The organism is Romboutsia lituseburensis (assembly GCF_024723825.1).
In the GTDB taxonomy this organism is placed as follows: Bacteria; Bacillota; Clostridia; order Peptostreptococcales; family Peptostreptococcaceae; genus Romboutsia_F; species Romboutsia_F lituseburensis_A.
In genome coordinates this window covers 2,134,803-2,150,448 of record NZ_JANQBQ010000001.1, presented here as the reverse complement: position 1 = coordinate 2,150,448, position 15,646 = coordinate 2,134,803, and the positions used below count along the sequence as shown (strand labels likewise).

The 15,646-nt window shown below is 35.5% G+C and carries 9 protein-coding genes, 1 tRNA gene, 3 rRNA genes and 1 riboswitch; all 13 genes read left to right on the top strand.

All coding sequences use genetic code 11. From position 1 onward, the window contains the following. Window positions 1–371 precede the first annotated feature (371 nt). The 13 genes from NWE74_RS10295 to cbiB all read left to right on the top strand — a co-directional run bounded on the left by NWE74_RS10295 (window position 372) and on the right by cbiB (window position 15,578). A 16S ribosomal RNA gene (locus NWE74_RS10295) occupies window positions 372–1,874 on the top strand. 239 nt (window positions 1,875–2,113) lie between these two features. Beyond that, window positions 2,114–5,015: ribosomal RNA gene (locus NWE74_RS10290) — 23S ribosomal RNA — on the top strand. A 122-nt stretch (window positions 5,016–5,137) separates the two neighbouring features. Then, window positions 5,138–5,211: transfer RNA gene (locus NWE74_RS10285), tRNA-Gly, on the top strand. 11 nt (window positions 5,212–5,222) lie between these two features. Then, a 5S ribosomal RNA gene (gene rrf / locus NWE74_RS10280) occupies window positions 5,223–5,339 on the top strand. The 16S, 23S and 5S rRNA genes sit together here with 1 tRNA gene alongside, the layout of an rRNA operon. Before the next feature lie 237 nt (window positions 5,340–5,576). Then, a complete protein-coding gene (gene hemA / locus NWE74_RS10275) occupies window positions 5,577–6,812 on the top strand; it encodes a glutamyl-tRNA reductase (protein ID WP_258243085.1) in 1,236 nt (411 codons plus the stop codon). Between the two features lie 21 nt (window positions 6,813–6,833). Beyond that, a complete protein-coding gene (gene hemL, locus NWE74_RS10270) occupies window positions 6,834–8,129 on the top strand; it encodes a glutamate-1-semialdehyde 2,1-aminomutase (protein ID WP_258243084.1) in 1,296 nt (431 codons plus the stop codon). Between the two features lie 219 nt (window positions 8,130–8,348). Continuing rightward, window positions 8,349–9,392: a nicotinate-nucleotide--dimethylbenzimidazole phosphoribosyltransferase gene (gene cobT, locus NWE74_RS10265; protein ID WP_258243083.1), complete on the top strand. Its 1,044-nt coding sequence runs from the start codon at window positions 8,349–8,351 to the stop codon at window positions 9,390–9,392. 26 nt (window positions 9,393–9,418) lie between these two features. After that, window positions 9,419–9,979, top strand: coding sequence for a bifunctional adenosylcobinamide kinase/adenosylcobinamide-phosphate guanylyltransferase (gene cobU / locus NWE74_RS10260; RefSeq protein ID WP_258243082.1), 561 nt, complete (start codon window positions 9,419–9,421; stop codon window positions 9,977–9,979). Between the two features lie 3 nt (window positions 9,980–9,982). Next, window positions 9,983–10,747, top strand: coding sequence for an adenosylcobinamide-GDP ribazoletransferase (gene cobS / locus NWE74_RS10255; protein WP_258243081.1), 765 nt, complete (start codon window positions 9,983–9,985; stop codon window positions 10,745–10,747). Window positions 10,748–10,765: 18 nt separating this feature from the next. Beyond that, a complete protein-coding gene (locus NWE74_RS10250; RefSeq protein WP_258243080.1) occupies window positions 10,766–11,374 on the top strand; it encodes a histidine phosphatase family protein in 609 nt (202 codons plus the stop codon). 4 nt (window positions 11,375–11,378) lie between these two features. Next, window positions 11,379–11,563: riboswitch (cobalamin riboswitch) on the top strand. A gap of 116 nt (window positions 11,564–11,679) precedes the next feature. Continuing rightward, window positions 11,680–13,221, top strand: coding sequence for a cobyric acid synthase (locus NWE74_RS10245; protein ID WP_258243079.1), 1,542 nt, complete (start codon window positions 11,680–11,682; stop codon window positions 13,219–13,221). A 22-nt stretch (window positions 13,222–13,243) separates the two neighbouring features. Next, on the top strand, window positions 13,244–14,632 hold the full coding sequence (locus tag NWE74_RS10240; protein WP_258243078.1) for a cobyrinate a,c-diamide synthase: 1,389 nt from the start codon (window positions 13,244–13,246) through the stop codon (window positions 14,630–14,632). A 1-nt stretch (window position 14,633) separates the two neighbouring features. Continuing rightward, on the top strand, window positions 14,634–15,578 hold the full coding sequence (gene cbiB / locus NWE74_RS10235; RefSeq protein WP_258243077.1) for an adenosylcobinamide-phosphate synthase CbiB: 945 nt from the start codon (window positions 14,634–14,636) through the stop codon (window positions 15,576–15,578). Window positions 15,579–15,646: the final 68 nt, after the last annotated feature.

Below are 15,646 nucleotides of genomic sequence, written 5' to 3'. Positions count from 1 at the left end.
GATAGTATAAAACTAGTAAAATAATAAATTTATAAAAAAAAATAAAAAAAGTATTGACTCTAATGAATTAAGGTGATAAAGTATTACTTGTCCTTAAGAAACGGACAAACATGAAAGACAAAACAACTTAAATAAAAAGGTTGACAAAGGAAATATACTTTGTTAGATTTAAGAAGTTGAAAAAATGAACTTTGAAAATTAAACAGTAGGTTAATTTATAGAAACAAACATAATTCTTTATAGAATTAAACACAAACAACCAAGCCAGATATTCAGATAATGATTAGCTGAGCAATGGACAACTTTTATTGGAGCAACGGATGTGGATGAGCGAATGCGAATACATATCGTTGGCGAGATAAATTCAAATTTATTTTGAGAGTTTGATCCTGGCTCAGGATGAACGCTGGCGGCGTGCCTAACACATGCAAGTCGAGCGATCTTCTTCGGAAGAGAGCGGCGGACGGGTGAGTAACGCGTGGGTAACCTGCCCTGTACACACGGATAACATACCGAAAGGTATGCTAATACGGGATAACATACTTTTATCGCATGGTAGAAGTATCAAAGCTCCGGCGGTACAGGATGGACCCGCGTCTGATTAGCTAGTTGGTAAGGTAACGGCTTACCAAGGCGACGATCAGTAGCCGACCTGAGAGGGTGATCGGCCACATTGGAACTGAGACACGGTCCAAACTCCTACGGGAGGCAGCAGTGGGGAATATTGCACAATGGGCGAAAGCCTGATGCAGCAACGCCGCGTGAGCGATGAAGGCCTTCGGGTCGTAAAGCTCTGTCCTCAAGGAAGATAATGACGGTACTTGAGGAGGAAGCCCCGGCTAACTACGTGCCAGCAGCCGCGGTAATACGTAGGGGGCTAGCGTTATCCGGAATTACTGGGCGTAAAGGGTGCGTAGGTGGTTTCTTAAGTCAGAAGTGAAAGGCTACGGCTCAACCGTAGTAAGCTTTTGAAACTAAGAGACTTGAGTGCAGGAGAGGAGAGTAGAATTCCTAGTGTAGCGGTGAAATGCGTAGATATTAGGAGGAATACCAGTTGCGAAGGCGGCTCTCTGGACTGTAACTGACACTGAGGCACGAAAGCGTGGGGAGCAAACAGGATTAGATACCCTGGTAGTCCACGCCGTAAACGATGAGTACTAGCTGTCGGGGGTTACCCCCCTCGGTGGCGCAGCTAACGCATTAAGTACTCCGCCTGGGAAGTACGCTCGCAAGAGTGAAACTCAAAGGAATTGACGGGGACCCGCACAAGTAGCGGAGCATGTGGTTTAATTCGAAGCAACGCGAAGAACCTTACCTAAGCTTGACATCCTTTTGACCTCTCCCTAATCGGAGATTTCCCTTCGGGGACAGAAGTGACAGGTGGTGCATGGTTGTCGTCAGCTCGTGTCGTGAGATGTTGGGTTAAGTCCCGCAACGAGCGCAACCCTTGCCTTTAGTTGCCAGCATTAAGTTGGGCACTCTAGAGGGACTGCCAGGGATAACCTGGAGGAAGGTGGGGATGACGTCAAATCATCATGCCCCTTATGCTTAGGGCTACACACGTGCTACAATGGGTGGTACAGAGGGCGGCCAAGTCGTGAGGCGGAGCTAATCCCTTAAAGCCATTCTCAGTTCGGATTGTAGGCTGAAACTCGCCTACATGAAGCTGGAGTTACTAGTAATCGCAGATCAGAATGCTGCGGTGAATGCGTTCCCGGGTCTTGTACACACCGCCCGTCACACCACGGGAGTTGGAGGCGCCCGAAGCCGGATAGCTAACCTTTTGGAAGCGTCCGTCGAAGGTGAAGCCAATAACTGGGGTGAAGTCGTAACAAGGTAGCCGTATCGGAAGGTGCGGCTGGATCACCTCCTTTCTAAGGAGAATTACCTACTGTTTAATTTTGAGGGTTCATTCCTCAAAATTAGTACTTAATTGTACTTTAGTACTTTGAAAACTGTATAACATTTAGTGATATGACATCATTTTATATATGAAGAAGATAACTTCTAAAAATATCATCGACAAGAAAAGTCTTTAAAATTACAAACTTTAAGCACTGGAATAAACTGAGTGAATACGAAGTTTGTTCAGTAGCGATAACTTTTAATAACTGGTCAAGTTATTAAGGGTGCAGGGCGGATGCCTTGGCACTAGGAGCCGATGAAGGACGCGATAAGCTGCGATAAGCTTCGGGGAGTTGCACGTAAACTTTGATCCGAAGATTTCCGAATGAGGAAACTCACTTAGAGTAATGTCTAAGTATTGTTAAGTGAATACATAGCTTAATGAGGGGAACCCGGGGAACTGAAACATCTAAGTACCTGGAGGAAAAGAAAGAAATTCGATTCCGTAAGTAGCGGCGAGCGAACGCGGATAAGGCCAAACCAATGAAGTTTTCTTCGTTGGGGTTGCGGACATGCAACATGGATGCACTATCGTAAATGAAGAGAGTTGGAAAGCTCCGCCATAGAAGGTAATAGCCCTGTAATTGAAACGAGAAAGCTACTAGCATGATCCAGAGTACCACGGGACACGTGAAACCCTGTGGGAAGCAGGAGGGACCATCCTCCAAGCCTAAATACTACCTAGTGACCGATAGCGCATAGTACCGTGAGGGAAAGGTGAAAAGAACCCCGGGAGGGGAGTGAAATAGAACCTGAAACCCTGCACTTACAAGCTGTGGGAGCACATTTCTTGTGTGACCGCGTACTTTTTGTAGAACGGGCCAACGAGTTACGTTAAGTAGCAAGGTTAAGCACTTCAGGTGTGGAGCCGTAGCGAAAGCGAGTCTTAAATGGGCGACCTAAGTTACTTGACGTAGACCCGAAACCGGGCGACCTATCCATGAGCAGGTTGAAGCGAAAGTAAAATTTCGTGGAGGACCGAACCCACGAGCGTTGAAAAGCTCGGGGATGACTTGTGGATAGCGGTGAAATTCCAATCGAGCCCGGAGATAGCTGGTTCTCCCCGAAATAGCTTTAGGGCTAGCCTCAAGCGTAGAGAAACGGAGGTAGAGCACTGAATGTCCTAGGGGGTATTGCACTTACCGAAGACTATCAAACTCCGAATGCCGTTTTCTTTTACTTGGGAGTCAGACTGTGGGTGATAAGATTCATAGTCAAGAGGGCAACAGCCCAGATCGTCAGCTAAGGTCCCTAAATGTACGTTAAGTGGTAAAGGATGTGGGATTGCACAGACAACCAGGATGTTGGCTTAGAAGCAGCCACTCATTTAAAGAGTGCGTAATAGCTCACTGGTCGAGTGATCCTGCGCCGAAAATTTCCGGGGCTAAAACGTACTACCGAAGCTACGGCATCATTATGATGGGTAGGGGAGCTTCGTATGCAGGCTGAAGCATGACCGTAAGGACATGTGGACAGTATACGAGTGAGAATGTTGGCATGAGTAGCGAGACGTGGGTGAGAATCCCACGGGCCGTAAACCCAAGGTTTCCAGGGGAAGGTTCGTCCGCCCTGGGTTAGTCGGGACCTAAGCCGAGGCCGAAAGGCGTAGGTGATGGACAACAGGTTGATATTCCTGTACCGCCAATAAGCGTTTGAGAAATGGGATGACACAGTAGGATAAGCTAACCACACTGTTGGTTATGTGTGGCTAAGTACTGAGGCAGTCTAGATAGGCAAATCCGTCTAGATAATGCTGGGGTACGATGGGGAGCGAAATTTAGTAGCGAAGTAGCTGATTTCACACTGTCGAGAAAAGTCTCTATCGAGTTTAAAGGCGCCCGTACCGTAAACCGACACAGGTGGGTGAGGAGAGTATCCTAAGGCCAGCGAGAGAACTATTGTTAAGGAACTCGGCAAAATGACCCCGTAACTTAGGGAGAAGGGGTGCCATCCTTTGGATGGCCGCAGAGAATAGGCCCAAGCGACTGTTTACCAAAAACACAGGTTTCTGCTAAGTCGCAAGACGATGTATAGGAGCTGACGCCTGCCCGGTGCTGGAAGGTTAAGGGGATCTGTCAGGAGCAATCCGAAGCAGTGAACTTAAGCCCCAGTAAACGGCGGCCGTAACTATAACGGTCCTAAGGTAGCGAAATTCCTTGTCGGGTAAGTTCCGACCCGCACGAAAGGCGTAACGATTTGGGCACTGTCTCAACAATAGACTCGGTGAAATTGTAATCCCGGTGAAGATGCCGGGTACCTGCGACAGGACGGAAAGACCCCATGGAGCTTTACTGTAGCTTGACGTTGGGTCTTGGTACTACATGTACAGGATAGGTGGGAGACTATGAAGCATGAACGCCAGTTTGTGTGGAGTCATCCTTGGGATACCACCCTTGTAGTACTGGGATCCTAACCATAGGCCTTGAATCAGGTCTTGGGACACCGTCAGGTGGGCAGTTTGACTGGGGCGGTCGCCTCCTAAAAAGTAACGGAGGCGCTCAAAGGTTTCCTCAGCACGGTCGGAAATCGTGCGAAGAGTGCAAAGGCAAAAGGAAGCTTGATTGCAAGACATACAGGTCGAGCAAGGACGAAAGTCGGACTTAGTGATCCGGTGGTACCGCATGGAAGGGCCATCGCTCAACGGATAAAAGCTACCCTGGGGATAACAGGCTTATCTCCCCCAAGAGTCCACATCGACGGGGAGGTTTGGCACCTCGATGTCGGCTCATCACATCCTGGGGCTGTAGTAGGTCCCAAGGGTTGGGCTGTTCGCCCATTAAAGTGGTACGCGAGCTGGGTTCAGAACGTCGTGAGACAGTTCGGTCCCTATCCGTCGCAGGCGTAGGAAATTTGAGGAGACCTGTCCTTAGTACGAGAGGACCGGGATGGACGTACCTCTGGTGTACCAGTTGTTCTGCCAAGGGCATGGCTGGGTAGCTATGTACGGAATGGATAAGCGCTGAAAGCATCTAAGCGCGAAGCCAACTTCAAGATAAGATTTCCCACCGTAAGGGTAAGACCCCAGGAAGACTACCTGGTTGATAGGTCGAAGGTGTAAGTGCAGTAATGTATTTAGCTTATCGATACTAATAGGTCGAGGACTTGACCAATAAATGTTTGAGCAACGGATATGACTGAAGCGAGAGCGAAGGAATATCGTTGGCGACATGAATGAAATGAATTTTCATCTCTAAATGATATACAGTTTTCAGAGTATTAACTCTAAAAACATGCGGGTGTAGCTCAATGGTAGAGTTCCGGCCTTCCAAGCCGGCTGTGAGGGTTCGATCCCCTTCACCCGCTCCAAATAAAGATTATGTGGTTATTACAGCAAAGAGGATACACCTGTTCCCATTCCGAACACAGAAGTTAAGCTCTTTAGCGCTGATGGTACTTGGGGGGCGACCCCCTGGGAGAGTAAGACGTAGCCACGTAATCTTTTTTTATTTTAATTAAAGTCTAGAATTTTATATTCTAGGCTTTTTTTGTATTGAAATAAATTAAATAGTTTAACTACAGACAAATTTTATTTTAGATTTATAATAGATAGATAGAAATAGAATATTAATAAGGAAAAATATATTTAGAGTTCTAAATTTACAAAAATTACATCCAGATGTATACTATAAATAGTGAGTTTAAAAAACTTATAAATGGTTTGGAGGTTAGCTATGAATATAGGGGTTGTAGGAGTTAATCATAATTTAGCTCCAATTAGTATAAGAGAAGGTGTTTCCTTTACTGATTTACAGAAAATAGAAGCTATAAACTATCTACTAGATAAAGAGATAGAGGAAGTTATTATATTATCTACTTGTAATAGAAGTGAAATATATATTCAATCTAAAAACGTTGATGAAAAAGTAAAAGTTGTAGAAGATTTTTACGCAACATTTTTTGATAAGCCAGATGTAAAAGAATATTTATTTGTAAAAACACATAGAGAAGCAATAGATCATATATACAAAGTAACTGCTGGACTAGACTCTATAGTTTTAGGCGAAGATCAGATTCTAGGTCAAGTAAAAGATGCACATGAATTCTCTATGCAACTAGGTGCAAGCAAAAAGAAATTTAATAAATTATTTAGAGAGGCAATAACAACAGCTAAAGAAATAAAAAGTACAACTAAAATATCACAACAACCATTATCGATAAGTTATATAGGTGTAAAGTTTTTAGAAGAAAAACTAGGTAGTTTAGAGGGGAAAAATGCACTAGTTATAGGTGTAGGTAAAATGAGTAAGCTTACAATGAAGCACCTAGAAGAGGAAAAAATTAATACTATCTATGTATCAAATCGTAGTCATGGTAAGGTTAAAGAAATCGAAAATGATTTTAAAAACGTTGTTCTGATAGAATATGCTGATAGATACAAAATTCTTAATGATGTTGATATGGTTATAAGTGCTACAGCATCACCACATATTGTAGTTAGATATGATGAGATGCCAAAGCTTGAAAGAAAGATTTATATGATGGATATAGCTCTTCCAAGAGACATTGATCCTAAAATAAATGAATTAGAAAATATAGAAGTTTATGATATAGATAATTTAAAAGAAATACATGACAAAAATGACCAAAAGCGTAAAGAATTAGCTAATATAGGTTATGATATGATAAATAAAAGCATTGATGAATTTGTAGAATGGATGGATTCAACTCATATAGACCCAACTATAGAATCATTAAATGATAAATGCTTAGAAATAAGAGAAGATACATTAGATTATATATTTAGAAAATTAGACCTTGATACTAGAGAGAAAAAAATCATAGATAAGATGATGACATCAGCTCTTAAGAGACTAATAAGAGAACCAATAATAAATTTAAAGCAAACAAAAGATAAGGGAAAAAGAGAAGAATATATAAAATTAGTTGAAGAGCTATTTGAACTTTAAACTTTAGGAGGAACTAGAAAGATGAAAAATGAAAAGTCACTAAAAATATATGAAGAAGCAATAGAGTACATACCAGGCGGTGTAAATAGTCCAGTTAGAGCATTTAGATCAGTTGGATTAGATCCTGTTTTTATAGACAGAGCTCATGGAAGTAGAATATGGGATGTAGATGGTAATGAATATATAGATTATATATGTTCTTGGGGACCTCTTATGTTAGGTCATAGTCCTAAAGAAATAGTTGAAGGAATAGAAGAAATAGTAGCAAAAGGAACAAGCTATGGAGTTCCAACAGCGATAGAAGTTGAAATGGCAAAAATTATAGTTGAAGCTTACCCTGCAATAGATCAAGTTCGTATGGTTAACTCAGGTACAGAAGCTACAATGAGTGCTCTAAGAGTAGCAAGAGCTTACACAAAAAGAAATAAGATTTTAAAATTTGAAGGATGTTACCATGGACACTCTGATGCATTACTAGTTAAATCAGGTTCTGGAACGATAACATATGGAGTTCCAACAAGTCCTGGAGTACCAGAAGATGTTGTTAAGGATACATTAGTCTGTAAGTACAATGATTTAGATGAAGTTAGAACAATATTCAATGAGCAAGGTAATGAAATTGCAGCAGTTATAGTTGAAACAGTTTCAGGAAATATGGGAGTTGTTCCAGGAACTCAAGAGTTCTTACAATTATTAAGAGATATAACTAAAGAATATGGAACAGTTTTAATATTTGACGAAGTAATAACTGGATTTAGATTAAATTATAGTAGTTCAGTAGGGTATTTTGGTATAAAACCAGATATGGCTTGTTTCGGTAAAATAATAGGAGCTGGATTGCCAGTAGGTGCCTATGGAGGAACTAAAGAAATAATGAGTATGGTATCTCCAGTAGGTCCTGTTTATCAAGCGGGGACTTTATCGGGTAATCCATTAGCTATGTATATGGGTAAAAAGAACTTAGAAATATTAAGAGATAATCCTCAAATATATAAAAATTTAGAAGAAAAAGCTATAAGATTAGAAAAAGGATTAAAATCTAATGTTGAAAAGCTAGGATTAAATTACACTGTAAATAGAGCTGGATCATTAGTTTGTTTATTCTTTACAGAAGGGCCAATAAATAACTATGATGATGTAACTAAATGCGATGTAACTAAATTTAATAAGTATTTTGCAGAATTATTAAAGAGAGGGATACTTTTAGCACCAACTCAATTTGAGGCAATGTTCTTATCTAATGCTCATACAAATGAAGATATAGATTACACAATAAATGCTTGTTATGAAGCATTAAAAGCAGCTCATAATCTTTAAAAAATAAATAAAACAAAATTTCTTGTCTATTTTTAAACTAATAATAAAGGATATACAAATAATGTGTAGAATATTCTTTTATGTTGAACCTTTATTTGTTTGGATAAGTTTATATTAAAATTAGACAATACAATAAAATTGAGAAAGGGGATGTATTTAAAATAAATATACTTTAGTACATTCCCTTTTTTAAATAAAGCAATGAGAGGAGAAATAAAAATGTATTTATTAGAGAATATCTCAAAAAATATATATTCTTTAGATAAAAATTCTATTCAAAAAGCTAAAAATAGGCTTGATACACTTATAAAACCTAAAGGCAGCCTTGGAAAAATAGAAGATATTTGTATGCAATTAGCAGGAATATATGGAACAGCAAAATTTGATACTTCTAAGAAAGCAATAATAGCTTTTGCAGGAGATCATGGAGTCTATGAAGAAGGTGTAGCTCCAGATCCTCAAGATATAACTCAATTGCAATTTCCAAACTTTACAAAAGGTTTATGTGGAGTAGGTGCTTTAAGTAAATTTGTAGGAGCTGATGTTATAGCGGTAGATGTTGGCGTTAATTGTGACCATAAATTAGATGGAGTTAGGGACTACAAGATAAGAAAGGGAACATCAAATATGGCTAAAGGTCCTGCAATGACTAGAGAGGAAGCTATAAAATGTCTAGAAATTGGGATTGAAATGGCCGAAGAATGTATAGAAAAAGGATATAAAGTTATAGGAATTGGAGAGATGGGTATTTGTAACACTACTCCTAGTAGTGCAATAATATCTGTAATAGATGGATGTGATCCAGCTATAGTAACTGGAATAGGTGCAGGATTAAAAAAAGAAAGATTAAAACATAAAGCAGATACAATTAGAAATGCAATAGAATTAAACAAACCAAATCCAAATGATGGAATAGATATATTATCTAAAGTAGGTGGATTTGAAATAGGATCTATGGCTGGGGTAATATTAGGATGTAGTGCAAATAAAACACCAGTAGTATTAGATGGATTTATATCTTATGCAGCAGCACTACTAGCATACAAAATAAATCCTAAATCTAGAGAGTATATGATAGCATCTCATTTATCAGCTGAAGCTGGAACTCAAAAAGCATTAGAAATGCTAGATTTAAGTCCCGTACTTAATATGGATATGAGGCTAGGAGAAGGTAGTGGTGCAGCACTTGCATTTAATATAATAGAAGCATCAAACTATGCTTATCAAAACATGGCAACATTTGATGAAGTAGAATGGGTGTAAGTAGTTATTTAGATAGGAGAAGTACCATGAGCAAAATTATATTAGTAACAGGTGGAGCTAGGTCTGGTAAAAGTAATTTTGCAGAAAAATTATGCATAGACCAAAATAATAGCACAGCGTATATAGCAACTTCTATACCATTTGATGATGAGATGAAAGATAGAGTAAAGAAACATAAAGAAAGTAGACCACAAAATTGGAGTACTTATGAAATATATAAAGATATATACTCTATTATTAAAGAAATATCAAATAATCATGAGACAGTAATACTAGATTGTGTGACTTTATTAGTAAATAATTTAATGTTTACTTATGATATGGATATAGATAAAGCTAATCAAGAAGAAATAAATGAGTTAGAAAAGTATATAAAAGATCAAGTAAAAAAATTAATAGAAGAAATTAAAAAAACTAATCTATACTTTGTAGTTGTAACAAATGAGCTTGGAATGGCAGTAGTTCCAGCTAATAAATTAAGCAGAGTATACACAGATATTGTAGGTAGAATCAATCAACAAATAGCATCAGAAAGCGATGAAGTTTATTTTGTAGTAAGTGGTATACCTATGAAAATAAAGGGGTAGATTATGAAACGATTTATTGCATTACTTCAGTTTATGACCAGAATACCTATAAATATAGATGTAGGATTTGATGAGGAATTTCATAAGTCTATAACATATTTTCCTTTAGTTGGATTTGTACTAGGAGTACTTTTATTTTTAATAGGAACAATATGTGGTTATATATTTGATCCATTTGTAACAGCGATAATTATAACCTTAAGCTCTGTAGTTTTAACAGGTGGTCTTCATATAGATGGATTAGGTGACACTTTTGATGCTTTATACAGCTATAGAGATAAAGAAAAAATGTTAGAAATAATGAAAGATTCAAGGTTAGGTACAAATTCACTTTTAGCAGTAATGTTTGTTATTTTGCTTAAAGTAGGATTTATATACAGCATTATAAATAATGGATACATGTGGCTAGTAATGTTTATGCCTGTGATAGGAAGACTAGGTGTAATTAGGCTTACATATAAAACTGTTTCTCCAAGAGCTAAAGGCATGGGTAATATGTTTATAGGTAAATTAACAACAGGAATGTTTTTAACTGCTATAGTATATACAATAGTATTAATAACATTAATTGCAAGATTTATGTTCTTAACTCCGTTTGAAATTATAATTAAAGTGTTATTATCAATAATACTTGTGCTTTTATTCAATCAAATATTTAAAGGTCACGTATATAAAAAGATTGACGGAGTAACAGGTGATATATTAGGATGTAGTATAGAATTAGGAGAAGTAATATATTTACTTTACATATATCTAATAATAGGTTAAGCTAAAAGAGGAAAATAAATGACAAAATTAATTTTAGTAAGACATGCTTTGACAACTGACAATCAAAACAATAGATTATCAGGTCATATAGATAGCCAAGTAAGTGAAATTGGAAAGAAACAAATTAAACAACTTACTAGATATTTAGAAGATATAAAAATAGATAGTATCTATACAACAACATCTTCTAGGACTAAAGATACAGTTAAAGAGATATCTAAAATAAAGGATATACAAATAAAAGAAAAAGAAAACTTGAAAGAAATTAGTTTTGGTGATTTTGAAGGTATAACATTTGAAGATATAAAGAAAAGTTACCCTAATGAATTTCAAGATATGATAAATAAGGGATATGAATATAAGTATCCTAATGGAGAAAGTTTGATAGACTCATATAATAGAGTAGCTGATGAAATAAGTAATATACTTTCTGAAGAGAAAAATAAAACAGTACTTGTATGTTCCCATGGTGGAACTATAAGAAACATAATTACTTATTTAATATCAAATAGCTATAAATATCATTGGAACTTTAAAATTGATAATGCATCAGTTACAATTTTAGAAATAGATAATGGATTTACAGTAATACATACTATGAATAATACAAATTTTATGAGCCTTTAAAATTGAATATTAGATTAAAAGAGGTTTTTCTTTAAAGGAAAATTAAAAGGGAAAAAGGTGAAATGCCTTTGCAGCCCCCGCTACTGTAAAACGGACGAAACTAAAAATTGCCACTGTCTTAAAAGATGGGAAGGTATAGGAGTAGGATGAAGTTGAGCCAGGATACCTGCCTAATTTAATTTATTAATGAGATCTTCGGGGTGAAGGTTTTTATTTGATATATCATAGAATAAAAGTCCTAACTCTAACTAGAGCTAGGACTTTTTTTGTTATGAAATTTATAATGAGATAAAGGAAGTGAAACAGTGGGCAAAAAAATAATGTTACAAGGGACAGCATCAAATGTTGGGAAAAGTATTTTAACTGCTGGTCTATGTAGAGTGTTTAAACAAGATGGATATAGTGTTGCACCATTTAAATCACAAAATATGGCATTAAATTCTTTTATAACAAAAGAAGGATTAGAAATGGGGAGAGCACAAGTTTTTCAAGCTGAAGCAGCAGGAATAGAACCTATTGCAGATATGAATCCAATATTATTAAAACCATCAGGAAATCATAGATGCCAGGTGATTGTAAGGGGAAAAGTAAGAGAGGACATGTCTTCTTCGGACTATCATACATATAAGCCAATACTAGCAAAAGAACTAAAGGATATTTTTAAAAGTTTTAGTGATAAGTATGATGTTGTAGTAATGGAAGGTGCAGGTAGTACAGCTGAGATAAATTTAAAGGAACATGATATTGCGAATATGGGTATGGCAGAAATTGCAGATGCTCCAGTAATAATTGTTGGAGATATAGATAGAGGTGGAGTATTTGCATCACTAGCAGGTACAATGCTTTTATTAAGTGAAGAAGAAAGAAAAAGAGTTAAGGGTGTAATTATAAATAAATTTAGGGGAAGAAAAGAACTTTTAGGTGAAGGAATAAAAATGTTAGAAGAAATAATAAAAGTTCCTGTTCTTGGGGTTATTCCTTATAGTGATATAAAAATAGAAGATGAGGATAGCGTAACTACTAAATTTAAAACAAAGATGGATAAAAATGATATTCATATAGAAATAATTAGAACACCTCATATGTCTAATTTTACAGATTTTAATATATTTGAAACACAAGAAGATGTAAGTATTAGATATGTAGGATATGGAGAAAGTTTAGGAAATCCAGATATAGTAATTTTACCAGGAAGCAAAAGTACAATTGATGACTTAAAGTATATAAGAGAAAGTGGATTAGAGGAGCAAATAAAAGAGCTTCATAAAAAGGGTAAACTAATATTTGGAATATGTGGTGGATATCAGATGTTAGGTAAAAAACTTAGAGATCCATATCATGTTGAAGGTGATACTGAGGAGTTTGATGGAATAGGTTTATTAGATACTATAACGACTTTTGAAAAAGAAAAAACTACGACACAAGTAAACGCTATTATAAGTCAAAAACTTAATGGATATATGAGTAATTTAGGTGGAAAAAAAGTAAAAGGTTACGAAATACATATGGGAATAACTGATATAGGAAGTAGTGTAAATAGTCTAAATACAATAACTAAAAAATTGGATGAACAGGTAAATTATCAAGAGGGAAGTGTAAATCAAGAGGGGAATGTAGTTGGAACATATCTTCATGGAATATTTGATGATGTAGATTTTACAAGATCACTTTTAAATAATATAAGAGAAGCTAAAGGATTAGAAAAAGTAAAAAGTAGTGTTGCTTCTTTTGAAGAATTTAAGCAAAAAGAATATGATCGACTTGCTGAATTGCTAAGAGAACATTTAGATATAAAAAAAATATATGAAATTATGGATGAACATGAAAAATCAGTAATAAAAAAATAAATTATATAATTGGGTGGAATATATGAAAAAAATTTTAATAGCAGGAACTAATAGTGGTGTAGGTAAAACAACTATATCGCTAGGAATAATGCAGGCTCTAACTAAAAGAAATATGAGAGTACAGCCATATAAAGTAGGTCCAGATTATATAGACCCATCTTACCATACTTTTATAACAGGAAGACATTCAAGAAATTTAGATTCATACATGCTAAATGATGAGCAAATCAAATACGTTTTTAATAAAGCATCAGATGATGCTGATATATCAGTAGTAGAAGGTGTAATGGGATTATATGATGGAATAGGAATAAACTTAGATAATTGTACAAGTTCGCATACATCAAAAATACTTAAAGCTCCTGTGATACTAGTTATAAATGGTAAAGCTATGGCAGCATCAAGTGCAGCTATGGTATTAGGATATAAAGAACTAGATAAAGATGTAAATATAAAAGGTGTAATAGTAAATAATGTAAGGACTAAGACACATTATGAAATTATAAAAGAAGCCATCGAAACATATTGCGGTGTTGAAGTTTTAGGGTACTTCCCACCTAACAATGAATTTTCATTAGAATCTAGGCATTTAGGACTTGTGCCAAGTGTAGAGATAGATGGTTTAAAAAACAAGTTTAATAGCTTAGCTGAGGAAATAGAAAAGTATATAAATATAGATAGGATTATAGAAATTTCAGAGACTGAAGAAATAGAAAGCACATTTAAATTAGATAATTTTATAGAAGAAAATAAAGTTAAAGGAAAATCAATAGCTATAGCTTATGATAAAGCTTTTAATTTTTACTATAGAGAAAATATAGAATTACTAGAAGAGTTAGGTTTAGATATAAAATACTTTAGTCCATTAAAAGATAATAAGGTACCAAAATCAGATTATATTTATATAGGTGGAGGATTCCCAGAAATATTTAGTAAAGAAATAGAAGCAAATGTATTAATGAGAGAATCTATAAAAGAAGCTCATGAAAACAATATACCTATCTATGCAGAATGTGGTGGACTTATGTACTTAGGTCAAACCCTGTTAGATAAAGAAAATATATCTTATGATATGGTAGGTATATTTGAAGGGAATAGTAAAATGACAACATCCCTAAAAAGATTTGGATATTGTTATGGTACTGCAAAAGGTGATACCGTTTTATCTAAGGCTGATGAAATGATAAAAGGTCATGAGTTCCATCACTCTGTATTTGAAACAGAAGAGGAATGTGCATACGTTATGAGAAAAGAAAGAGATGGAAAAGTAGTTAACGAGTGGGAAGGTGGATATAGTAAAAATAATACTTTAGCTACATATTTACATACTCATTTTTATAATAATTTAGATTGTATAAAAAACTTATTAAACAATAGAGTAGATAAGTATTTAGAGGAAGGAAACAACTAATATGAATATAGTATCTATTTATATAGGATATATAATTGATTTAATTATAGGTGATCCATATTCCTTCCCTCATCCAGTTAGATATATTGGAAAATTAATAAAAGTGACTGAAAATAAAATAAGAAATATAGCTAAAACAGATAAAGGTTTAAAAATAGGTGGATTTGTTTTATGGACTATAACAGTAGGACTAACTTACCTAGTAACTTATATGATAGTTAAGTTATTTAGTTTTATTCCAGGTGGCTACATAATTGCTAATTCAGTTTTAATATATACAACATTAGCAACTAAGTGTTTAAAAGATGAAGCTATAAAAATATATAATGTTCTAAAAACAGGAGATATAGAAAAGTCTAGAACACAGCTATCTTACATAGTAGGAAGGGATACTACTGATTTAGATGAAGGTGAAATAATAAGGGCAACAGTAGAAACTGTAGCTGAAAATACAGTAGATGGAATAATTGCACCAATGTTTTATGCATTTATTGGTGGAGCGCCACTTGCTATGGCTTATAAAGCAATAAATACTTTAGATTCTACAGTAGGATATAAAAATGAAAAGTATAAAGATTTAGGATTTGCATCAGCTAAAATAGATGATGTTGCAAATTATATACCTGCAAGAATAGCAGTACTACTAATGTCTATAGGGAGTTTGCTATTAGGATATGACTATAAAAAAGCATCTCAAATAGCAGTAAGAGATAGAAAAAATCATAAAAGTCCTAACTGTGCTTATCCAGAAGGGGCAGTTGCCGGTGCTTTAGGAGTACAGCTAGGAGGAACTAATATATACTTTGGCCAAGCTGTTTATAAGCCTACTATAGGAGATAAAATAAGAGAAATTGAAATAGAAGATATAGTGAAAACAAATAAAATAATGTATGCAACTTCGTTAACTTCAATGGTTATATTTACTGCATTATTTATTCTTATATAATTTAAACAATACTTGAGTGAATGTATAGAGGATTATACTTCACTCAGGTAAAATTATTTCAGTTTATA

Excerpts from the sequence above, each read along its gene's own strand:
- hemA (WP_258243085.1), top strand. The coding sequence starts at position 5,577 with ATGAATATAGGGGTTGTAGGAGTTAATCATAATTTAGCTCCAATTAGT.
- hemL (WP_258243084.1), top strand. The coding sequence starts at position 6,834 with ATGAAAAATGAAAAGTCACTAAAAATATATGAAGAAGCAATAGAGTAC.
- cobT (WP_258243083.1), top strand. The coding sequence starts at position 8,349 with ATGTATTTATTAGAGAATATCTCAAAAAATATATATTCTTTAGATAAA.
- cobU (WP_258243082.1), top strand. The coding sequence starts at position 9,419 with ATGAGCAAAATTATATTAGTAACAGGTGGAGCTAGGTCTGGTAAAAGT.
- cobS (WP_258243081.1), top strand. The coding sequence starts at position 9,983 with ATGAAACGATTTATTGCATTACTTCAGTTTATGACCAGAATACCTATA.
- NWE74_RS10250 (WP_258243080.1), top strand. The coding sequence starts at position 10,766 with ATGACAAAATTAATTTTAGTAAGACATGCTTTGACAACTGACAATCAA.
- NWE74_RS10240 (WP_258243078.1), top strand. The coding sequence starts at position 13,244 with ATGAAAAAAATTTTAATAGCAGGAACTAATAGTGGTGTAGGTAAAACA.
- cbiB (WP_258243077.1), top strand. The coding sequence starts at position 14,634 with ATGAATATAGTATCTATTTATATAGGATATATAATTGATTTAATTATA.